Genomic DNA, 23,095 nt, shown 5'->3' on the forward strand with positions numbered 1-23,095 from the left:
TACATAGAGCTCTATTACAATAGGGTGCGCATGCATTCCACCCTGGGCTACATGTCTCCAGTGGAATACGAGCGGCAATACGCTTGAGGATCCTTAAAAGAAAGTCCAGTTTATCCTTCCCACTCCACAGTCCGGACCGCCCCGCGGTCCAACTTTCTGTCCGCACCCCCGTTTAAGCGTTTAAAACCGCCAAACAGTCCCTATTTCACCGCAACTTAGAGAGGACGGCCTCGGTCGGTACTGCCGTATCAGCCGAGGCCGCTGCATCGCTAGCGCTGTACGTAGGCGCGGACGAGCTCGAAGGTGTTGCGCACGCCGTCCATGTGGCTACGCTCGTAGTTGTGGCTCGCATACACGCCGGGGCCGATCAGACCATGGCGAATGTCGTAGCCGGCAGAGAGCGTGGCTTCGACGTCCGAACCGTAATGCGGATACACGTCGATAGCGTAATCGAGCTCAAGCTCGCGCGCGATATTGGACAGCGCCGTCACCAGGTCGTAGTTGTACGGACCGCCCGAATCCTTGGCGCAGATCGACACCATGTGCTCGGTGCAGCCTAGGTCGTCGCCCACGCAGCCCATGTCAACGCTGATCATCTCGCGCGTGTCGGCCGGCACGAAGGCGCCGCCGTGGCCCACCTCCTCGTACACGGTAAAGAGCAGCGAAACCTTACGCGAAAGCGTCACCTCGCCAGCGGCGACGGCACGCGCCAAGCCCAACAAAATGGCGGCCGATAGCTTGTCATCCAGGAAGCGGCTCTTAATGTAGCCGCTCTCCGTCACCGTCGTGCGAGGATCCATAGCGATGATGTCGCCGGTCTGAATACCCAGCTCGAGCACATCGTCCTTGCTGTCGACGTTCTCGTCGAGCAAGATCTCCATGTTCTTCTCGATGGTCTTGACCGGCTCGTCGGCCACGTGCGCCGAAGGCTCGGTGTTAAGAACCACGCCCGTGTAGACATTGCCGTCGCGCGTGTAGACGGTGCAGTTCTCGCCATCGGCCGTAGACCACTGATGCCCACCGAGCGTCGTGGGGCGCAGGCGGCCATTGTCCTTAATGGAACGCACCATGGCGCCTAGGGTATCGACATGGCTCGCCAGTACGAGCGGCTCGCCCTCGCCGCCAAGCTCAACGAGCACGTTACCCTTATTAGAACGCTCAGGCCCAAACCCCATATCGCGCAGGGTCTCCATCAGATAATCAGTCGCCGCACGGGTATAGCCGGTAGGGGAGGCAATAGAAGTCAGCGTCTTAAGCTGTCCTGCGATATAGGAGAGCGTCTCCTCTAGAGAAGCATCAATATTAGAAGTCATATGCATCCTTCCAAGTAAAACTAAGACCGAGTCCCGATTTTAACCGTTCTGCACGTGCAATGCCCCAGGAGCCGAGCCGCCTCCAGACGTCCCCGCACCGGTTTTGTGCACGTGCACGGTTTACAATCTCAATCTTGCATAAATCCTATTGGTATTTGCATAGAAATGAGGTATCTTTTTGCTTCGTCTCAGGGTGCCCCACCTTGGACCGTGCAAAAAACGGAGTATTCAGCACCGTGGACCCCAACGGCCCCATCACGAACGACAAAACGACGCGGTTACAGCAGTGTTGCAGGTCGTCGCAAAGCAGAAACTCAGTAACAACCCCCTCCACTCATCGATAGCCCGCCCACAATGGCTGTCGATGGGCGCCTGCGGATCACTACCGCCCATTCACAACGTTATGCATTTTTAAGAGCTTGTTGAATACTCCCAAAAATGCACGCAGGGAAGTGCACCACCTATCCGCAGCGGGCAGTACGCCTTGGTTTTGTCCGTCTCAGGGCATCGACGCAGCACAAAAAGCCCCGCCGTGCGTAGCACGGCGGGGCCAGCGGCACGTCAAAAGACCATACACCTACGGGCGAAGGACCACCAAACTGGGCTAGGCAGCCGGGCAGATCTTCTTGAAGAGCTCGATGACGTCGTCGAGCGTTGCCTCGCGCGGGTTACCCGGGAAGCAGGCGTCGGCCATGGCGTCCTTGGCCAGGACCTCGATCTCGTCAGCCTTCATGGCCTCACAGACGTGCGGGATGTTCACGTCGGCGGAAAGCTGCTTGACGGCGGCGATGGCGGCATCGGCGGCCTCGGCGGTGCTCATGCCCGTGGTGTCAACGCCCATGGCGACGGCAACCTTGGCCAGGCGCTCAGCGCAAACCGGCTTGTTGAACTCCATGGCGATCGGCAGCAGCATGGCGCAAGCGACGCCGTGCGGGGTGTCGTAGTGAGCGGACAGGGTGTGAGCCATGGCGTGGTCGATGCCCAGGCCAACATTGGAGAAGCCCATGCCGGCGACATACTGACCAAGAGCCATGCCCTCACGGCCGGAGCCGGGCTGGCCGGACTTGGCCTCGGCGACGGAGTCGCGCAGGTTCTCGCTGATCAGCTTAATGGCCTCAAAGTGGAACATGTCGGAGAGCTCCCAAGCGCCCTTGGTGGTGTAGCCCTCGATGGCGTGGGTCAGAGCGTCCATGCCAGTGGAAGCGGTCAGGCCGGCGGGCATGGAGGCCATCATGTCGGGATCGACGACGGCGACCTCGGGGGCGTCGTTGGTGTCGACGCACACGAACTTGCGGACCTTCTCGGGGTCGGTGATGACGTAGTTGATGGTCACCTCGGCGGCGGTACCGGCGGTCGTCGGCACAGCGATGGTGAACACGGCGTGGTTCTTAGTGGGAGCAACGCCCTCGAGGCTGCGGACATCGGCGAACTCGGGGTTGTTGATGATGATGCCGATGGCCTTAGCAGTGTCCATGGAGGAGCCACCACCGATGGTCACGATAGCGTCAGCCTCGGCGGCCTTGAAGGCCTCGACGCCGTCCTTGACGTTCTGGATAGTGGGGTTGGGCTTGATCTCGGAGTAGAGGCTCCAAGCGATGCCGGCAGCGTCGAGCTCGTCGGTCACCTTAGCGGTAACGCCAAACTTGACCAGATCGGGGTCGGAGCAGACGAAGATCTTCTTGTAGCCGCGACGCTGGAGCTCGCCGGGGATCTCCTTGATGGCGCCGGAACCATGATAAGAGATGGTATTGAGAACGAAACGATTAGCCATTGATAGCCTCCCATCGTGTGCGGGGCATCCATTACGCCCCACGCTATGAGTCCCATCCTAACGCTTTTGAAACAAAAAACGCGTGAGAACGTCAATAGTGTTAAAGCGTTTCAACAGATGATGAAAAATATTGCGGCAAAGGGACAACCCCTTTGCCGCATTCGGTTACTTTCGGCAGCCCTCTTTCCAAGCCTCGGCCGCAACCTTCCAGCGTAAGCGCAAGTCGCGCTCGCGGTCGATGAACATGATGGCAAACGCGACAAACAGCAGCAAGCTCGCCACGACGATGGCGTGCAGGCCCATGCGCTCAATACACCAGTTGCCCAACACGGCGCCAAACACAAAGGTAAAGATCACGCCAAAGTACAGCAGGCCGTTTTCCAAAAAGCCGCGCCTGTGGGTGATGATGTAATCGTCCACGTTTTGCAGCGCGTTGCGCAAGTTGCCGATGCACATGGTCGTAGCGATGCCGTGACCGTGGATCTTGCGGAAGCTCTCGACCTGCATTCCGCAGGCAAACGAGGTGAGGCAGTTGGCGAGCAGGTTGAAATTGCCGCCCGGGATAAAGCTCACGCCCAGCAAGATGACGGCTTCAAAGAACACCGTTACCTGGCGCCAGTGAATCACGCTGCCAAACCGCTCGTGTACCAGATCGGCAAGCATAATACCCACGGCAAACGACACCACAGGGAAGAAGTAGCGCCCCGCAAGTGCCCAGTTGCCCTCCGAGATGCTCACGCCCACGAGCAGGATGTTGCCTGTCTGCGCGTTGGCGAAAACATGGTCGCGCCCAATGTACGAATACACGTCCATAAAGCCACCGGCGAGCGCCAAGATGATGCCCAGCTCAATAGACTCCGATATCTGTTTGGCACGCTGCATCGTCGTGCATCCTCCTTGTTGACGACTCTCTCGTGCGTTGGCGGAAACATAGCCGCCGTTCATACTGTAACCCATTGACAACATGGCGTGCGCGCGAGACGGGTTCTCCAACGCGCAGATACACAGTCTGGAAACAAACGATCCCCGCATCGACGCGCCGATCCCCAGCTCATGTACTCCCCCAGTCTTTTTAGCCCCGTCCCAAAAAGACTGGTTACAATTACGTGCAGCATACAAACACCGGGAGGGATCGTGGCACAAAAGCCTCAGCACGCTCAGAACAACCAGCGCAGTCAGCAGGGCAAACAGGGCCAGCAGCAAAAGCGCGGCGGTAAGGCGCAGGCCACGGTCGCCCGCACCAAGCATTCCCAAGCGACGCCCGCCCGCCCCTGGCGACCGGGCCGCGATAAGTTCCTCCCCGTCAGCCGCGCCGACATGGATGCGCGTGGCTGGGACCAGTGCGACTTTGTCTACATCTGCGGCGACGCCTATGTGGACCATCCCAGCTTTGGCATGGCCATCATCAGTCGCGTCCTCGACGCGCACGGCTACAAAGTGGGCATCATCTGCCAGCCCGACTGGACCGATCCCGCCAGCATCAGCGTGCTCGGTGAGCCGCGCCTGGGCTTTTTGGTCAGTGCCGGCAACATGGACTCCATGGTCAACCACTATTCGGTGACCAAGCACCGCCGCCACACCGACGCCTATACCCCCGGCGGCGAGGAGGGGCGCCGTCCCAACCGAGCTGTCACGGTCTACGGCAATCTCATCCGTCAGACGTTCAAGGACGCCCCCATCATCATCGGCGGCATCGAGGCGAGCCTGCGCCGCCTGGCCCACTACGACTACTGGCAGGACAAGCTCAAGCGCTCGGTACTGCTCGACTCGGGCGCCGACATCCTCATCTACGGTATGGGCGAGCACGCGATCGTCGAGATCGCCGACGCGCTCGACGCGGGGCTGCACATCGATCAGATTACCTATATCAACGGCACCGTTTACCGCACGGGTTCGCTCGACGAGGTCTACGACTACGACTTGCTGCCCAGCTGGGACGACCTTGCCGCTGACAAGCTCAACTACGCACGCAGCTTTAACGTGCAGCAGCAGAATATGGACCCCATCACCGGGCATCGCCTGGTAGAGCCATATCCCAACAGCGTGTACGTGGTGCAGAACCCGCCGTCGGCGACGCTCACCACCGACGAGATGGACGAGGTGGCCGAGCTCCCCTACGCACGCGATTGGCATCCCGACTACGACGCGGCGGGCGGCGTGCCGGCCTTTGCTGAGATCAAGTTTTCAATCAGCTCCAACCGCGGGTGCTTTGGTGAATGCTCGTTTTGCGCCCTCACCTTCCACCAAGGTCGCGTGTTGCAGATGCGCAGCCACGACTCGATCATGCGCGAGGCAGAGCTGCTCACGCGCGATCCCGAGTTTAAGGGCTACATCAACGACGTAGGCGGACCGACGGCCAACTTTAGCCGTCCCGCCTGCGACAAGCAGCTCAAGCACGGCGTGTGCAAGAACAAGCGCTGTCTGTGGCCGAGCGTGTGCAAGAACATGGTGGTCGACGAAAGCGGCTACACGCAGCTGTTGCGCGACCTGCGCCAGCTGCCGGGCGTCAAAAAGGTCTTCGTGCGCAGCGGCATCCGTTTTGACTACACCATGGCCGATGCCTCGGACGAGTTTTTACGCGAGCTGCTGGAACACCATGTCTCGGGCCAGCTGCGCGTAGCGCCCGAGCACGTGAGCGACGCGGTGCTGTCCGTGATGGGCAAGCCGAGCCGAGCTGTCTACGACGCATTCTGCCGTAAATTTGAACGCTTGAATCGCGAATACGGACTCAAGCAGTACGTGGTGCCGTATCTGATCTCGAGCCACCCCGGTTCAACCATGAAGGAAGCCGTGGACCTTGCCGAAGCCGTGCGCGACATGGGCTACATGCCCGAGCAGGTACAGGACTTCTACCCCACCCCGTCCACCATGTCGACCTGCATGTACTACACCGGTGTAGATCCGCGCACCATGCAGCCGATCTACGTGGCGCGCGACCCGCACGAGAAGGCCATGCAGCGCGCGCTCATCCAGTATCGCAAGCCCGAGAACTATAAGCTGGTACGCGAGGCGCTGGAAAAGGCTGGCCGTCGCGACCTGATCGGCTACACCAAGCATTGCCTGATCCGTCCCGTGCCGCCGCGCCCGGGCGAGACGTCTGCTGGCGGTGGGCATGGCGCAGGCAAGAAGGGCGGCAAGGCCCACGGTGGCGCCGCTGGCAAGGGGCCTAAGGGCAGCAAGGGGCACAGCGGCATGTCGCGTGCGCAGAACACCGCAGGCCGCAACCGCGCGGCACAGGGGCGTCAGGGCGCCAACGGAGGCGGTCGCCGCAACTAGGGCAGCGGCGCGCTCGCTGCGTCCATCCCACACGCGTGGCGCAGCGAGCGCATCGCCCCTACCAGCACAAAGCCGGCGATGGCAACCGTGACCACCACGTCGAGCGGAGTGTTCACAAACCACAGCAGCCCCATGAGATACGACCCGGCATTAAAGGCAAAGTGCAGCAGGATCGTGTAGCGGAGCTTTCCGGTCGTCACGAGCACCCAACCAAAGATGAGGCCGGCGGCACCCGCGTAGCAACCCTGCACCCAGTTCATGTGCATAAAGCCGAAGACCGCCGCCTGCAGCACGATTGCCGCGGCGACGCCCCAGGTACTCGGGGCCGACCAGGGCACCATGGCGCCGTCCTGCGCGCTCGCACGACGCCGGCGCTTCCAAAGTGGGCGGCACTGCGGATTAAACGCTCGGAGCGAAAACTCAAAAATAATGCCGCGCACCAGCAGCTCCTCACAAAATGGGGCGCCGAGCACCGTAGTCAGGACGGCGAGATAGCTGGTGTCGCCCATGCCTGTTTCCTCGACAAGCTCGCTGTAGTCGGCCGCGGCATCGGGCAACAGCGACAGCACGGCGTCGGTCACGTAGCCAACGACCACCTGCAGGGCCAAGCCAATCACGATAACTCAGGCGATGCGTTTCCACGCCCCACGCGCTCCCCCGCCGAGCGGATGCTCGCTTTGCCGGCGTGCCATAAACGAACGCGGCCACAGATAACGCCACCACAGTAGCGCCATCAAAAACGATGCCGTCTGCGCGACGGCCTGAAGCAATTGAATGTCGAGGCCATCGATCGAAAAACCCATGAACACCGATGCGACGCCAAGGGCGGAGAACAAAACGACGCTCAGGGCAATATCGGCAGCGACGACGCCAAAACAGGCAAGCGCCCAAATCATCGCATTGAGCATGCCAACCTCCTCCCGACAGGTAGTCGTTAAAGAACGTCCCCAACGACTAGTCATTGGGGACGTTCTTTAACGACTAGTTGCTGGGGACAGTCTTTGCCAAAGGCCCCGTTGGGCGAGATGTCGAACGGGAAGGTGCCGCAGCGATTGAAAGCGGCGATGAACATGCGGATGGCGTTGGACGGCGTGGTGCCCACGAGCTGGGTTGCCGCCGCGAAGGCTGCCTTTTCCTCGGGCAAGACCTTCGCGACAACCGGGGTCATGTGTTCTGCCATGGCGCTTCCTTTTTGAAACAACGGTAGTGCGGATAGATGCGGGCCGCGCGGCTGGGCGACGGGCTGTGAAGGCAACCCGATTGGCCCGCATCTGGAGTTTGTTCTACGGCGTTGGTATTACTTGGTATTCCTAAGTATTACCCCGCAGATAGAATACCATACCCGACCCCATGGGGACGGAGAAAAAACGGATCAATTTGTTGCTGAGTAAGTATTTAGAGCGTGATGATGTCCGAGATATTGAGGGCCTGAGCGTCGACGGCATCGTGCGTAGCAAGCAACAGCATGCGGCCGTCGAGCAAGTCGCGCACGACCTCGGCGCATGCGTCGCGCGCAGCGATGTCTAGACCGGTAAAGGGCTCGTCCAGAATCACCGCGTCGCCCGGACACAGCAGGGCTCGGGCAATCTCGACGCGACGGCGCTGCCCGCCCGAAAGCTCGGCCACACGAGCATGCACATCGATCCCCGGCACCAGCAGGCGCAACAGGGCTGCGGCACTCGAGGCATTCACGCGTGCATCGGCGCACACCAGCACGTTATCCAAAGCAGAGGCGTCCTCGACCAGGCGCACGTCCTGAAACACCATGGAGCACGGTGCGCACTCCCCCGCCACCAGCGCAAGCAACGTCGACTTGCCCACGCCCGAAGCGCCCATCACACAGGTGCGTCCACCGGCGGGTACGTTGAGCGCCAGACCGTCGAGCGCCGGCGCCCAGAGCGCACGGTCGCCCACGGCAAGCGCAAGCTCCGCCGCAACCCCGCCGCCAGCAGGGCCGCCCGCACGCCCACGCAGTCCACGCCCATGCGCCCGCACGGCAACACGCCATGTCGCAGGCCCCGAAGCCCGCAGCAACCACACCAGCACACGCTCGCATGCCCACGATGCCGCCACGACCAACACGGTCCACGCCAGCAGGTCAGCCGTCTCGATGAGCAGCTTCGCCTGATAGATGCGCTCGCCCACGGTGCCCACCGCCATGCCGATCAGCTCGGCTGCCACGCCGGCCTTCCAGCTCATGCCAATCACGGTGCGGGCGCACGAAAGCACAAACGGCAGGACTTCGCGCCAGGTGTGGGCGCAAAACAGTCGCCAGCCCCGCACGCCATGCAGACGAAGCATCTGCTCCAGCGGCCTATCCGCTTGCGTCAAACCCTCGACCAGCGAGAAATACACACCCGGCAGGGCCATCAAAAAGACCGCCGCAATGCTCACGCGCGCCGACCCCAGCCAAATGAGCAGCAGGACCACTACGCAGGCAACCGGCGTCGCCTTAACAAACGAAAGCGCCGGCGCCACCAGGCGGGCAAACGTCCGCGACCGCACCGAGACTCCCGCCAGCACGCCACCGCACACCGCGGCAAGCGCCAGCCCGCCCAAGATTCGCGCGCCTGAGCCCATCAGAATCGCCCACGTGCCGGCATCGCACACCAGCCGCAGCAACGCCACCACGACAGCACCCGGCCCCGGCAAAATCAACGGCTGTGCCACCAACGCCGCCGCAAAGACCCACGCGGCAAGCCAAAAGGCGGCAACGGCACCACCTGCCGCCACCGCCTTCATACGCTCTGTCATTTGTCGAGCAAACGCACGCACGGGCTACTCCATGTAGTAGAAATCGTCAGCCGGGAGCTTGCCGCCCACGGCGCTCGCGTCCGCATCGACCAGCACCTGTAGGTACCCACCGAGCGCCGCCTTCATATCCTTCCCCGTCTGGCACACAAGCATGCACCCGGGAATCGCCTTTTCCGCAATCGTGGCGTTGTCCACGATGCCCGCATCGACCACGGCCTGAGCCCAGTCCGCCGGCGCCGCGTTCACGGCCTCAACGCTCGCCGCATGGCAGCTCAAGAACTCCGCCACGGCCTCGGGATGCTCCTCGGCAAAGGCCCGGCGCACCACGGTCACGCCCGTCAGCAAACGGGAGCCCGTGTCGCCCACCAGCTCATCCCACACATCGGTCAGACTTACCGTCGCCGACAGCTTGCCTTCGCTCTTTGCGATGGCAGCGGTCTTGAACGGCTCCGGCAGCACGCCCACGGCGGACGGGTCGGCAAGCAGGGCCGACAGCACCTCGGTGGGCTCGCTCTTAAACTCGAGCGTCACCTGGCCGGTCAGGTCCGCGCGCTCCAGCAGGTAGTTCATGACGTACTCCGGCGTGGTGCCCTTGCCCGTCATGTAGACGGTGCGACCCGCCAGGTCGCCAAACGAGGTCACGTCCGCGTCGCCCGTCACAACGCTCAGCACGCCCAGCGTGTTGATGTCGATGACCTGCACCGCACCCTCGGTCTTGTTGTAGAGCACGCTCGCCACGTTGGCGGGCACTAGGGCGATATCGACATCGCCCTGAATCACCTTGGGCACGATCTCGTCAGCGGCAGTGTTAATCGCAAAGTCGAACTCGTTATCCGTGGCACCCTCGTCTGCCTGGTCCATAAACTGCACCAGGCCAATCGAGGTCGGCCCCTTGAGCGAGGCGACGTGCACCTCGACCGGCTCTGCGACAGCACCGGCGCCGTCCGTGGCAGCCGAGCCCGCGGCGGACCCCGCCCCCGCAGCTCCGCCGCCACAGCCAGCCAGTGCGAGCGACAACGCGCCTGCGGCAAGCGCCGAGGCAAATCCTCGGCGCGTCATCTCAGCATCAAACGCACGCATCGTTAGCACGCCCCCTCGTGGGGCATCGACCAGGCATGATGGTCGGTATGCAGTAGCTCCTCGGCCAGCGGCGAGAGCGGCGCGCCCAAGAACTCGCGATAGCAAGCCTGGACATCGGGATTCTCGTGCGAGAAGCGAATCTCGGCGTTCGCATCCAGGCCCCAGAGTACCTGACCACGCTCGGCCGCCAGCTCGCAGCCGTCATGGATGGGCTGACCGCCGCCACCGACGCAGCCGCCCGGGCACGCCATGACCTCGACGAAGTCATAGCTCACACGGCCGTCGCGAATCGCGTCGAGCAGACGGGCGGCGTTGCCCAGCCCGTGCGCCACGGCGACGCGCACCTTGGTACCGTCGATATCGGCCACGGCCTCCTTCCAGCCCTCGAGTCCGCGCACGTCAGTGAAGAAGTCGGCATCCGGGTTCTTGCCCGTCACCAGGTAATATGCCGAGCGCACGGCGGCCTCCATCACGCCGCCCGTGGCGCCAAAGATCACACCCGCGCCCGTGCCAAAGCCCAACGGCGTATCGAGCGGCTCCTCGACCAGCGTGTCAACGCTCACGTGGCTCGCGCGGATCATACGCACCATCTCGCGCACCGTCAGCGCAACGTCCACGTCGGGCGCGCCGCCCTCGCCCATCATGCTCGGCAGCGCACACTCGGCCTTCTTGGCCGTACACGGCATCACGGACACCACAAACAGGCGCTCGGGCTCCACGCCCAGCACCTTGGCGTAGTATGTCTTGGCGATGGCGCCGAACATCTGCTGCGGCGACTTGGACGTGGACAGACTGTCGACAAACTCCGGATAGCGCGCCTTCACAAAGCGCACCCAACCCGGGCAGCAGCTCGTAAACATGGGCCAGCCGCGGCTGTCGCCTTCGCCCTTAGCGGCGGCGCCTAGGCGCTCGAGCAGCTCAGAGCCCTCCTCCATAATGGTGAGGTCGGCCGAGAAATCGGTGTCGAACACGTACTCAAAGCCAACGCGGCGCAGTGCGCAGGCCAGACGCTCGACGGTTGCCTCCTCGCGAGATATGCCGAGCTCCTCGCCCCAGGCGCTGCGCACGGCAGGCGCGATCTGCACCAGCACGATCTTGTCGGGATTAGCGAGCGCGTCAAACACGGTCTCGGTGTCGTCGCGCTCGCGCAGCGCGCCCGTCGGGCAATGCGTGATGCACTGGCCGCACGCGACGCAAACGGTCTTGCCGATCGGCACGCGCCCGCGGGTGCCCACGGCGGTATGCGTGGCGCGGTTGGTCAGGTCCCAAATCCCTAGGCCCTGTACGCTCTCGCACACCTTGATGCAGCGCATGCATTTAATGCACTTGTCGTTTTCGCGGATGATGGGGAAATCGAAATCCCAGCCCTCGCCCGCCAAATGCCTTTGATACGGCAGATAGAAAATACCCAGGTCGTTGGCAATGGTCTGCAGATTGCAGTTGCCGCTGCGCACGCAGCTCGTGCACTGCGAATCGTGCTGGGACAGCAGCAGCTGCACGTTGGTGCGACGGGCCTCGCGGGCCTTGGGGCTGTTGGTGTGGACCACCATGCCGTCGAGCACGTAGTTGTTGCAGGCGGCAACCAGCTGATCGCAGCCCTCGACCTCGACCACGCACACGCGGCAGCCGCCGATCTCGTTTAGATCGCGCAGGTAGCACAGGGTGGGAATCTGAATGCCGACGGACTTGGCCGCATCCAGGATCGTGGTGTGCTCGGGCACCACGACCTCGCAATTATCGATAGTGAGCTTGACCATATTGAGTGCTCCGCTTTCGGTGTTGTCGCTGACAGTGGGGTTGTTGAGCTCTACCATTCCAGGCTCCTCCCTCCGCGGAACGCGCCAAAGCCAAAGTGGTCGCAACGCAGGCAGCGGCTTGCCTCCTGGCGCGCCTCCTCCTCGGTAAGGCCCTGCTCGACCAGATTCCAATCGTGAATACGCTCGCCGGCCTCGCGCTCACCCAGCTCGCAGCGGCCGCACTCGTGCTTGCCCTTAAACTGCACGGTCGGCAGCTCCACGTCGAGCTTGATCTTGTGGTCGAAGCCCAGGTAGCGGTCGATATTTGCCGAAGCCACGCGGCCAGCGTTGATGGCACGGATGACGGTGGCGGGACCGGTCTGGCAGTCGCCGCCGCTAAAGAGGCCGTCGAAGTTGGGCACGGCACCGTCCGAATCGGTGACCACGCAGCCCCACTTGCAGGCAATGCCCACCTCCTCAAACGGTTTGGAATCGATGTCTTGGCCAATGGCGACGAACACACGCTCGCAGGGGATGACGCGCTCGGGCGTGGCGGCGGCACGCGGAGCCGGACGACCGCGACGGGGCTCGCCGATAATCTGCGGCTGCACGCGCAGGCCGCTCACGCGACCGTCCTCGCCCGTCTCGATGGCGAGCGGGGCCGTCAGCTCCAGCACCTCACAGCCCTCGGCCTGGGCACCGGCAATCTCGGCGTCCTGGGCCGTCATATCGCAGATGCGACGGCGGTAGACGATGCTTACCTTTTCGGCACCGCAGCGCACGGCAGAGCGTGCCACGTCCATGGCAACGTTGCCGCCGCCGATGACGCACACGCGCTGGCCGCTCAGGTTGGGCAGCTCGTCATCGCCGATGGCGCGCAGCATCTTGACGGCCGATTCCACGCCGGGCGCTTCTTCGCCCGGAAGGCCGAGCTTCTTGTCGCTGTGGGCACCGATGGCCAGGTAGGCGGCATCGAACTCGTCGCGCAGACGGGCGAGCTCCTCGCCGTTCACGGAATGGTCGAGTTCCACGTCGATGCCGGCGCTCAAAATCCAGTCGATCTCGGCCTGCAGGCGCTCGCGCGGCAGACGATAGCTGGGAATTCCGTAGCGCAGCATGCCGCCCAGGTGGTGGCGCTGCTCAAAAATGGTCACCTTGTGGCCCATCACGGCCAGGTAGTAGGCACAGGAAAGGCCGGCCGGGCCGCCGCCGATCACGGCGACGCGCTTACCGGTGTTGTCCACTACATGCGGTTTGTGGTCGTTGAGGTCGCTGTGCTCAACGGCAAACCGCTTGAGGGCGAGGATGTTCATGGGATCGTCGACCATGCCGCGGCGGCAGTGCATCTCGCAGGGATGCTCGCACACCAGGCCGCAGACGAGCGGCAGCGGGTTGTTCTTGCGGATGACCTTAACGGCATCGGCATAGCGGCCGGCCTCGACCAGCGAAATGTAACCGGGAATGTCGACGTGCGCAGGACAGCCCGAGACGCACGGGACGCGGGCCTCGCGGTCAAAGCCGCAGGAGTGCTCGCGGATGTGGTGCTCAAAGTCGTCGCGGAAGCCGCGAATGGCCGTGAGTGCCATGGCGCCAGCTTCGTAGCCAATGGCGCAGTCGCTCGAAAGGTAGATGGTGCGGGCCGTGCGCTCAATCAGGTTGAGCGTGGACTCATCGGCGCGCCCTTCGAGCACATCGGTGAGCAGGTCGCTCAGAGCGCTCAGGCCCACGCGGCAGGGCGTGCACTTGCCGCAGCTCTGGGTGGAGCACAGGTTGACGAGCGCTGCCGTAAACTCAACGGGACACGGGGCGAGCGAACTCACCGCCAGACGACGTCCGAGCGCATCGTGCAGATCGTCCATGACGGCCTGAGCGTGGCTGCGTTCCATTACATGCAGTCGAGCCATAAGATCCCCTCTCACATGGCAGCCCGAAGGCGAAGCCGAGCGAAGTTGCTACACGCAACACACTGACCTATAAAGTTGTTTGGCAGCAACACGGTTCGGCAGGCGGTATGAAACGTCGTCCCCAGCGGTGAAAAAGAACATTACCGCAGATAAATGCCATATTTGATAAAACGCGTTACCAAATAGCAATAGCCCATGTGGGCAAATAACGCCTTACTATTTTTCCTATCTGATCCGTTTTCCTCCGTCCCCAAGGGGTCATGTGATCCGAAGGGGACGAAGGAAACCGGATCATTTTTGGTACAAAGGAGTCAGGCCGCCTTGCACCAATCATGAGTTGCGGTGAAATAGGGACTGAAAAGCCGCTCAAAAGGCCAAAACAGTCCGTATTCCACCGCAACTTCAAGACGTTGGTGCATATGAACCTGTCCCCCTTACACCAAAAAGGGCTCCGAGCAAAAACATGCCCGGAGCCCTCTGGTCGCCTCGACTTAGAGCGCGACGCGTATGTTACTTGCGCTTGCCGCCGCCGTCACCGGGACGACGGGAGCTGCCGCCGCGCTTGCCGCCACGGCTGTTGCCATAGCTGCCACGGTTATCGCGACCGCCGGCGCGGCCGCCACGGGAGCCGGCCTGATTGCCGCCACGTCCACGGTAACCGCCGCGACGCTCCTCGCGGGTGTCGTCGTAGTTGCGCCAGTCATCGCGACGATCGCGGCTGGCACGCGGATCGCGACGATCGCGCGACTCACCAGAACGGCCGGCGCCGCTGCGCCCGCCATTGCCGCGAGCACCCTCGCGACGCTCGCCGCCGCGGCCGCCGTGCTCTTCAAAGCGCTTGCCGCCACGGGACTCACCGCTGCGGGTGCCACGCTCACCGCGACCCTCGCCGCCGCGACGCTCGTCACGGCCACCACGCTCGTCATTGCGACCGGAACGACGACGGTCGCCCGAGCCACGCTTGCCGCCACGCGAGCCACGGCCCTCGTCCTCGCGCTCAACACGGCGACGACCACCGCGATCCTCGTCCTCGCGGCGACGGCGATGCGCCTCGCCCTGGAACTGCTTGGCACGGCGCTCGGCACGATTGCCGCGCGGGGCCTGCTCGACGGTACCAGCACCGTCGCGCTCCTCGGCAGCCACCTCGCGGGCCACGCTCTCCACGGCCTCGTCCACGCGAGCCTGAACGCCCTCGCGCACGCGGGTCTTGCCGCCGCGCTTGGGACGGCTCGGACGCTCGCCATCGCCGCGGCGCTCGTCGCGACCGCGGTTGGAACGACCGGCCACATCGCCGTAATCGTCGCCGTTGCGTTTGCCGTCGCGACGTGCCTGCTCAAGCTTCTTCTTGCTCTTAGACTTGCCGCGCTTGGTCTTCTTCTTCACCTTAAAGGCCGCAGGGTCGCGCTCGGGATCAACCGCGGGCGGATTGGGACCCACATGCAGGTCGCCGGCCTCGTAAATGTCGGCGGTCTTGTCCATGAGCTTCTCGATCTCGTAGAACTCGTCCACGTCCTGCTCGGTCACAAACGTAATGGCCCAGCCCAGCTCGCCGGCGCGACCCGTACGGCCAATACGGTGGATGTAGTCGGTCGGCTCGGCCGGCACGTCAAAGTTCACGACGTAGCGCACGTCGCTAATGTCGATGCCGCGAGCGAGCACGTCGGTCGCCACCAGCACGTCAACGGTGCCGTCGCGGAAGGCCGAAAGGGCACGCTCGCGCTGGGCCTGGCTGCGGTTACCGTGAATCGCGGCGGCCTTGATGCCCTTGCGCTCCAGACGACGGCAGCAGCTATCGGCACGGTGCTTGGTGCGCATAAAGACGATAGTGCGCTCCGGTCCCTCCTTTTTGAGGAACTCGGGCAACAGGTTGTTCTTGGCCTCGATGGACACCGGGAACACAAACTGGTCGACGGTGTCGGCGGTCGACGTGGCCGGCGCGATCTCCACGCGGGCCGGGTCGCTCACCAGGTCGGTGATCTCGCCCACGGCCTCCTCGTCGAGCGTCGCCGAGAACAGCAGCGTCTGGCGCTCGGCCGGCGTCTCGCGCACAATGCGGCGGACGGCGGGCAAAAAGCCCATGTCGAGCATGCGGTCGGCCTCGTCGAGCACCAGGACCTTAACCTCGTCCAGGTGGCAGGCGCCCTGCTCGATCAGGTCGACCAGACGACCCGGCGTGGCAACTAGGATATCGCAACCGTACTTGAGTGCCGCGGTCTGCGGCTTGTAGCTCACGCCGCCCACGACGGTCACGGCAACGTGGCCCGTGACGTCGGCGATTTTGCTTGCGACCTCGTCGATCTGCTGGGCAAGCTCGCGCGTGGGGGTGATGACGAGCATCACGGGGCCACGGCCGTTGCCCTCGGGCTTTTTAGCACCGCGACGGCGGTTGCGGCCGCCACGCTCGCGCACGGGTTTGGGAGGAGCGATGTGCTCCAGATTGTTCATAGTCGGCAGCAAAAAGGCGGCCGTCTTGCCGGTGCCGGTCTGAGCGGCGGCAAGCAGGTCACGGCCCTCGAGCACTACGGGGATCGAGCCGGCCTGCACGGGCGTGGGCGCCGTGTAGCCCAGGTTCTCGATAGCACGAAGCATCTCGTCGGAGAGGCCCAGCTCGTCAAAGGCGGGCAGGCTCTCGGTAGCGGACTCGACGGCCTGGGCGGCATTGGCCTCATCGGCGGCATCGAAGGCAGCCTGGGTCATGGCCTCGCGGGTCTCGTCCAGAATCTCGGCGTCGGTGACGTCAGATACAGAATTACGCATATGTTGTTGTTCCTTATCTGCACGCGCAATGGGCACGGCATGCGGCCGCGCGGGCGTGCTTGGTAGTGCGCTAATACATACAAAAACAGGTGCGCACAGAGAGGACGTTGCTCAGCACGCTGGCGATCGCTTTGGCAGCCCTATCACGCGCCGTCCAGACGCAGCAGCTCTAAGCGATGGAGCAGATTCGCCGCCGGTTAGTATACCCGTGCTTCGCATGCCCCCACGTAAACCACAGATGACGAGGCGGACGAGGTGGGCCCGGCTGATTGTCTCAATCTGTAACATCTACAGGGCGAATCTTCCTCTACGTGTTACAGATCGAGACAAACGGTCGACACGGCTCACAAACGTCTCAATCTGTAACAGTTAACGAGTAAAATCGGCCCTAATTGTTATAGATCAAGACAGAGGGGGATTTCCGTCCAGTCCAAACCAAATCTCTCGCTCTTCCTGCAATTTCGAACATGTGGCCTATAATGTTGCTTTGGTTACGCTATATATTGCGCAGCCATTTAATACGTCGCCCACCGGGGGCCATTAATTCCTATCGCCATATTGGCTAGGAAGCAATCAAAGGAGGTATCCGTGGCAGCAGAGACGCCTTGCTCGGTCCTCTATAACGATATTCGCTCGTTCGGCGGTCTTAAACATCTCGAGATCGCCCGAATGCTCATCAATGGAAACTCTTATCTCGGCAGTACCCTGCTCGAGAAATGCTCTTCCAACCGCTCGTATCTCACCCGTTACATCGTCCATCGCAAGCCTGACCAGTGCGCGCCCTCCATCTACAGCGACTTTACCGTCACCACGCTCAACCTTTCCTCGGCAATCTGCAGCAAGCTCGGCGGCGGCGAGTCCGCCTATCGGGCAATCGCCGAGCACTATCGCGGTCCGGCCGCCAACGAAATGATGTCGGCTCTCGCCAGCTACAAGCTGGACAGCCGCCTATATGCAAATGCCCTCAATCGCATCGACAACTTTGACGGCAATGCCGTGCGCGAGAAAAGCACGCTTTACCTTATGCTCTTTGTGGCAACGGGGGCGCTCGCCGATCCCGTTCAGGGCGTGGCCACCGTCGAGCGCTTTTGCGACAGCAAGACGGGCGGGCACTTTGGCACCACCGAAACTACCGTCGGACGTGGCTTTATGAGCAGCCTGGAGCAGCCGCGCACCGTCGCTCCCAACCTCGGTCTGCTCAGAACCCATGCCGACAACTGCGCCGACATGCAAATCCATCCCCTCACACGCGATCCGCGCGGCACCGTGATTGGTTCTTTGCCCAAAACCTCGCCCAGCATCACCGATGTGGGCGCCGACGCATCGCGCGAGCATCTTCGCATTTGGCTTGAGGGTGAGCACTGGTACGCCCAGGGCCTTGGATCGACCAACGGCACGGTACTCGAATCGGGTGCAGGCGACGGCGATATTGTGATTGAGCCGCCGCGCGACCAACGCGAGCCCGGCAAGATCTATCCCCCGGTGGAAATCGAAAACAGCGACAGGCTCCATCTGGGTCTCTACACGACATTTCTCGTCATTGTGGACTAGCACGGACGGCGATCGAAAGACGGTCGCCGTCCGTCTTTCGTCTTCTACCTTCTGCATCGTAAACGACAATACTCAGCGGTATACATGGGCAGTGCGGCTATCATGGTACTTTACCGATATCCGCACTGCTCGCGTAAACGTGCGGTAACCCATGCCAGACAAAGGAACGCCATGGATACTACCGATAGCGCCTATGGCGACAAACTCATCCGTCTCGATACGTTCGATACCGCCGTGGCGGTCGACCCCAGCGCCGAGGACGACGCCAAGCGTCGGTTTATGACGCTTATTCTCCAGACGGACCACCGCAACAACGGCAATATCGGGCACGTGCTTCGCGCGACCAACACAAGCGGCGAGGTCTTTGCCGTCAAGTTGCTCAAGGACAACGCCATCCTTTCCGGCCAAGCCCCCGACCGTTCCGCCGAGCAATCGGCAGCGCACCTGGCCAACACCGCTGCGCTGTTCGAGGAGTACCGTCATCTGTGTACCGTCTCGCACCTGCGCGGATTTCCGCGCGTCTACGGCTACGGATCGTGCGAGGATGACCCGCTCATCCTCATGGAGTGGGTCGAGGGCACCTCGCTCAAGCAGGCGCTGCCCCTGCTTCCTCACGACGCCTCGGGCGGGCTGACCACCCAGATGGTCGCCGCCGTCGGAAACGCCGTGCTTCGTGCGCTCTTGATGACCCAAGGCCTTGTGAATCCGGTCGTCCATCGCGACCTGTCGCCTGCCAATATCATGTTCCGCACCACCAGCCGAACGCTCGAGCAGCAGATTGCTGATTGTTCCTTTGACCCCTGCCTCATCGACATGGGCTCCGCGACCATGGCTCTCGGCGACGACACGATCACCCGGCGCGCCGACATCTGGCGCTTTGCCACGCCCGCATACGCCGCGCCCGAGATGCTCACGCAGGATATCGAAGGCATCGCGGCCCTTCGCCGTTCGCCGGCAATCGACGTCTATGCGCTTTCGAGCATTTTGTACCAGCTCTACAGCGGTCGCAAACCGTTTGACTTTGAGTCGACGGACGCCGCTGCAACCGGCTCGTTCTATCTCGTAAAGACCAAGACCAAGCCGGCACCGCTCGAGCCGCGCTGCGAGGGCGATGAAGCGCTCGTCCAAATCATCATGAAGGGTCTCTCAGTCGAGCAGTGCGATCGTCCCACCGAGCAGCAGATGCTCGAGGTGCTCTCGGCATACCTCACCGATGCCGAATCCGAGGGCCGCGAAGGCGCGGGCAGTGACGCCGCAATCGACATCGACTCCGGTACGCACCTTAAGGTCGACGTCGCCGGCGAGCGCGCGCGAAAGATCCTGGAGCAGGCCCGGCACGATGCCATGACCCGCCGCCGCTTTATTATCGGTGGCGTCGTTGCAGTCGTTGCGGGGCTCAGCGTCATTGGGGCGGCGACCCATGGCTTTGGCATCCCCGACTACCTGGACGGCATCCGCGGTTCGCTTGACGACTACACTTGGGATCAGCTGCAGGAGATCTCGCTCAAGATTAAGGCCGCCGAGACCCGTAGCGAGGCACGCGAGATTGCCAAGCGCTATCATCTGCTCGATGACAACGGGCATATTCCCTATCCGTGCACCAAGCGCGTGAAACTCGCCAACGGGCTGGAGGTCGGCGCGCAGCTTGTGGGCATCCGTCACGATGAGCTTCTGGACGGGACGGGCAAGGCCGGGCTGACGTTTATGTTCGACGCGGGTATTGCCGAGCGCAACGCTGCGGCTGAACCGCCGAGCGCCGGCTGGGCAGATTGCGAGCTGCGGGAATGGCTCAACGGCGACGGCCTTAAGCTGCTGCCCAACGAGTTGCGCGCGCTCATTAAAGGGGTCAAGAAGGTCTCGAACAACATGGGCGTCGCCAAAAGCGCTTCGTGCCTGAGTGAGTTGCCCGCGACGCTCTGGCTGCCCGCCATGGTCGAGCTGTGCGGTACGCAACCGCCCGATTCGTTTGCCAAGGACTATCACTACCTGGCAGACATCTACAACGGCGAGGGCAAGGAGTATCAGCTCTTCCGCGAGCTCAAGGTGAGCCCGTATTCCACGAACGAGACGATGGTCCGCCAGTGGAAGGGCAAGGACACCTGCTGGTGGGAGCGCACGGTGAGCCCCGACTCATCGGAGACCGAAGGCACGCTCTATTTGAATCGCGTTGGACACGACGGCGACGTCTTTACGTACGCAACGCCTGCGGACAAGCCAAACAAACGAACCTGTGTGATCCCCGGATTCTGTATCTAGAGAGCGGGCGTCTTGCCGTGACGGGACCCCTCCCCGGCAATTGTCTCGATCTGTAACACTAGCTCGGCAGATACAGGTCTAGATGTTACAGAACGAGACAAACCCCAACCCCGCGAGACAACATCTCAATCTGTAACATCTAGCAGGCAAAACGGTCCTCAGATGTTACAGATTGAGATGATTGGTTGGGACGGTCCATCGGCCAACCAACCACCCTCATCTGTAATGAAAAGTCATACATTCCAACTATTACTAGACACCCCCAGGGGGTATGGGTATATAGTATCGGATGGTTAACATTTCCGACACTACGTCACAGAAAGGAGAAGCCATGGCTCAAGATAAGTTCGACGTGGGCGGCATGACGTGCGCCGCCTGCCAGGCGCATGTGGACCGCGCCGTGAGCAAGCTCGACGGCGTCCAAAGCGTCGCGGTCAACCTGCTTGCCGGCTCCATGCTGGTCGACTACGACCCCGCGCAGGTCACCCCCGATGACATCTGCACCGCCGTCGATCGCGCGGGCTACTCGGCCTCACCCGTCGACGCGGGCACCGGTGCCGCCGGCTCAAACGGCAGTGCGCAAGCCAGGTCCGGCGCCGCCCATATGGAGTCGCCCACCAAAAAGCTGGAGGCCGCCGCCTCCGCCATGCGCACCCGCCTCATCATCTCGATCATCTTCCTCATCCCGCTGTTCTACATAGGCATGGGGCACATGCTCGGTTGGCCACTGCCCGGCGTCTTCACCGACCACACCCACAGCATGACGCTCGCGCTCACCGAGCTCGTCCTGCTCATCCCCATCGTCTACGTCAACGACGCGTACTTTATCAACGGGTTTAAATCACTCGCGCACGGCGCGCCCACCATGGACGCCCTCATCGCCGTCGGCGCCACCGCGTCCATCGCCTGGTCGCTCTACGCCATGTTTATCATGGCCGACCAGCTGGCCGCGGGCCAGGTCCACGAGGCCATGATGACGGGCATGGACAATCTGTATTTTGAGAGCGCCGGCACGATCCTGTCGCTGGTCACCGTGGGCAAATACCTCGAGACGCGCAGCAAGTCCAAGACCGGCGGCGCCATCGAGGCGCTCATCGACCTGGCGCCCAAGACCGCGACCATCGTGGCCGACGACGGCACCGAGACCGCTGTGGACGTCGACGCCATCCTTCCCGGCCAGGTGCTGCGTGTGCGCCCCGGCGAGTCCATCCCTGTCGACGGCGTCGTACTCGAGGGCGCTTCGGCCGTGGACGAAAGTGCGCTGACCGGCGAGTCTATCCCCGTGGAGAAGACCGCCGGCGACACCGTCAACGCCGCCACCGTCAACCGCACCGGATCGTTTACCTTCCGCGCTACGCGTGTGGGCGCCGACACGTCGCTCGCCAAGATTATCCAGCTCGTCGAGGACGCCAACGCCACCAAGGCGCCCATCGCCCGCATGGCCGACAAGGTCGCCGGCGTGTTCGTGCCCGTGGTGTTTGTAATCTCTGCCGTAACTTTTGTGGCGTGGATGGTGCTGACCGGAAGCATCAACGAAGCGCTCACCTCCGCCGTGGCCGTGCTGGTAATCAGCTGCCCGTGCGCGCTGGGCCTGGCCACGCCCGTCGCCATTATGGTCGGCACCGGCAAGGGCGCCGAGATGGGCATTCTGTTCAAGAGCGCCGAGGCGTTGGAGAACCTGCGCAGCGTGGGCACCGTGGTGCTCGATAAGACGGGCACAGTCACCCGCGGCAAGCCTGCCGTGACCGACATTGTGGTTGCCGCGCGCGCCGACGGCTCGCCCACTATGAGTGAAAAGGCGTTACTGAAACTCGCTGCCGCGCTGGAGCGCTCAAGCGAGCACCCGCTGGCCGAGGCGATTATGGCCGAGTGCAAGGCGCGCGGAATCGTCGCACGCATGGTCGAGGACTTTGCCGCCGTGCCCGGGCGAGGCGTTACGGCACGCGAGGGGCAGAATGTCATCGCCGCCGGCAACGTGCGTCTGATGGACGAGCTGGGCGCGAAGGTGCCCGCCGGCCTTGCCGAACAGTTCGCGGCCGAGGGCAAGACGCCGCTGTTCTTTGCCAAGAACAGCGAGCTTGTCGGTACCATCGCCGTGGCTGATGAGGTCAAAGAGACGAGCGCCGAGGCCATCGCCGCGCTCCGCAAGCTCGGCATCGACGTGCGCATGCTCACCGGCGACAACCGCGTGACAGCCGAAGCGATCGCCCGCCGCGTGAGACTGAGCAGCGAGCAGGTCATCGCCGACGTCCTCCCCGCCGACAAGGAACGCCACGTGTGCGAGCTGCAGGATGCGGGCAGCAAGGTCGCCATGGTGGGCGACGGCATCAACGACTCCCCCGCCCTGGCGCGCGCCGACGTGGGCCTTGCCATCGGTACCGGCGCCGACATCGCCAAAGAAGGGGCAGATGTGGTTCTCATGCGCAGCGACCTCATGGACGTCGCCCGTGCCATCGAGCTGTCGCGCGCCACAATTCGCAACATCAAGCAGGACCTGTTCTGGGCGCTGTTCTACAACGGCATCGGCATTCCGCTGGCGGCGGGCGTGTTCTTCCCCCTCACCGGTTGGCAGCTCTCGCCGATGTTTGGCGCCGCGGCCATGAGCCTGTCGAGCGTATGCGTCGTGTCCAATGCCCTGCGCCTGCAAACCTTTAAGCCGAAAGTGGCAAAATAGGCTCACCATTAAGTCCATTTAGA

At 62.8% G+C, this 23,095-nt stretch carries 15 protein-coding genes; 4 read left to right on the forward strand and 11 right to left on the reverse strand.

Annotation, left to right across the window (positions count from 1 at the left end):
- Positions 1-269: 269 nt before the first annotated feature.
- The 3 genes from AAAX72_RS07725 to AAAX72_RS07735 form a co-directional block, all read right to left on the reverse strand.
- Entirely contained in the window at positions 270-1,313 is a 1,044-nt protein-coding gene (locus AAAX72_RS07725) for a M42 family metallopeptidase (protein WP_035137360.1), read from the reverse strand.
- A gap of 604 nt (positions 1,314-1,917) precedes the next feature.
- Positions 1,918-3,084: a lactaldehyde reductase gene (gene fucO / locus AAAX72_RS07730; protein WP_035137361.1), complete on the reverse strand. Its 1,167-nt coding sequence runs from the start codon at positions 3,082-3,084 to the stop codon at positions 1,918-1,920.
- Between the two features lie 165 nt (positions 3,085-3,249).
- Complete coding sequence (locus tag AAAX72_RS07735) at positions 3,250-3,966, reverse strand: YoaK family protein (protein WP_055310199.1); 717 nt, start codon at positions 3,964-3,966, stop codon at positions 3,250-3,252.
- 252 nt (positions 3,967-4,218) lie between these two features.
- On the opposite strand from AAAX72_RS07735, the gene AAAX72_RS07740 reads away from it, so the two are divergent.
- Complete coding sequence (locus tag AAAX72_RS07740; RefSeq protein WP_349129830.1) at positions 4,219-6,360, forward strand: YgiQ family radical SAM protein; 2,142 nt, start codon at positions 4,219-4,221, stop codon at positions 6,358-6,360.
- Here the strand turns inward: AAAX72_RS07740 and AAAX72_RS07745 are convergent.
- The 8 genes from AAAX72_RS07745 to AAAX72_RS07780 form a co-directional block, all read right to left on the reverse strand.
- Positions 6,357-6,977: a CPBP family intramembrane glutamic endopeptidase gene (locus tag AAAX72_RS07745; RefSeq protein WP_349129831.1), complete on the reverse strand. Its 621-nt coding sequence runs from the start codon at positions 6,975-6,977 to the stop codon at positions 6,357-6,359. The two genes, AAAX72_RS07740 and AAAX72_RS07745, sit on opposite strands and share 4 nt — an antisense overlap.
- Before the next feature lie 6 nt (positions 6,978-6,983).
- Positions 6,984-7,268, reverse strand: coding sequence for a hypothetical protein (locus tag AAAX72_RS07750; protein WP_349129832.1), 285 nt, complete (start codon positions 7,266-7,268; stop codon positions 6,984-6,986).
- 50 nt (positions 7,269-7,318) lie between these two features.
- Entirely contained in the window at positions 7,319-7,540 is a 222-nt protein-coding gene (locus AAAX72_RS07755; protein ID WP_195193203.1) for a hypothetical protein, read from the reverse strand.
- Between the two features lie 215 nt (positions 7,541-7,755).
- Positions 7,756-9,135 carry an ATP-binding cassette domain-containing protein gene (locus AAAX72_RS07760; protein ID WP_349129834.1) on the reverse strand — a complete coding sequence of 460 codons (1,380 nt, stop codon included), beginning with the start codon at positions 9,133-9,135 and terminating at the stop codon, positions 7,756-7,758.
- A 3-nt stretch (positions 9,136-9,138) separates the two neighbouring features.
- Positions 9,139-10,194: an ABC transporter substrate-binding protein gene (locus AAAX72_RS07765; protein ID WP_349129836.1), complete on the reverse strand. Its 1,056-nt coding sequence runs from the start codon at positions 10,192-10,194 to the stop codon at positions 9,139-9,141.
- A gap of 2 nt (positions 10,195-10,196) precedes the next feature.
- Positions 10,197-11,951 (reverse strand): [FeFe] hydrogenase, group A, encoded by a 1,755-nt coding sequence (locus tag AAAX72_RS07770; protein WP_349129869.1) that lies wholly within the window; start codon positions 11,949-11,951, stop codon positions 10,197-10,199.
- 50 nt (positions 11,952-12,001) lie between these two features.
- Entirely contained in the window at positions 12,002-13,834 is a 1,833-nt protein-coding gene (locus AAAX72_RS07775) for an NAD(P)-binding protein (protein ID WP_349129837.1), read from the reverse strand.
- 510 nt (positions 13,835-14,344) lie between these two features.
- A complete protein-coding gene (locus AAAX72_RS07780) occupies positions 14,345-16,591 on the reverse strand; it encodes a DEAD/DEAH box helicase (RefSeq protein WP_349129839.1) in 2,247 nt (748 codons plus the stop codon).
- A 588-nt stretch (positions 16,592-17,179) separates the two neighbouring features.
- On the opposite strand from AAAX72_RS07780, the gene AAAX72_RS07785 reads away from it, so the two are divergent.
- The 3 genes from AAAX72_RS07785 to AAAX72_RS07795 all read left to right on the forward strand — a co-directional run bounded on the left by AAAX72_RS07785 (position 17,180) and on the right by AAAX72_RS07795 (position 23,072).
- Positions 17,180-18,142, forward strand: coding sequence for an FHA domain-containing protein (locus tag AAAX72_RS07785; protein ID WP_316366067.1), 963 nt, complete (start codon positions 17,180-17,182; stop codon positions 18,140-18,142).
- Positions 18,143-18,313: 171 nt separating this feature from the next.
- On the forward strand, positions 18,314-20,398 hold the full coding sequence (locus AAAX72_RS07790; protein ID WP_349129841.1) for a DUF6273 domain-containing protein: 2,085 nt from the start codon (positions 18,314-18,316) through the stop codon (positions 20,396-20,398).
- Positions 20,399-20,729: 331 nt separating this feature from the next.
- The gene (locus AAAX72_RS07795; RefSeq protein WP_349129843.1) at positions 20,730-23,072 is read left to right on the forward strand and encodes a heavy metal translocating P-type ATPase; all 2,343 of its coding nucleotides are present in this window, start codon (positions 20,730-20,732) and stop codon (positions 23,070-23,072) included.
- Positions 23,073-23,095 lie beyond the last annotated feature (23 nt).

This window comes from Collinsella sp. CLA-ER-H8 (assembly GCF_040092335.1).
Classification (GTDB): Bacteria; Actinomycetota; Coriobacteriia; order Coriobacteriales; family Coriobacteriaceae; genus Collinsella.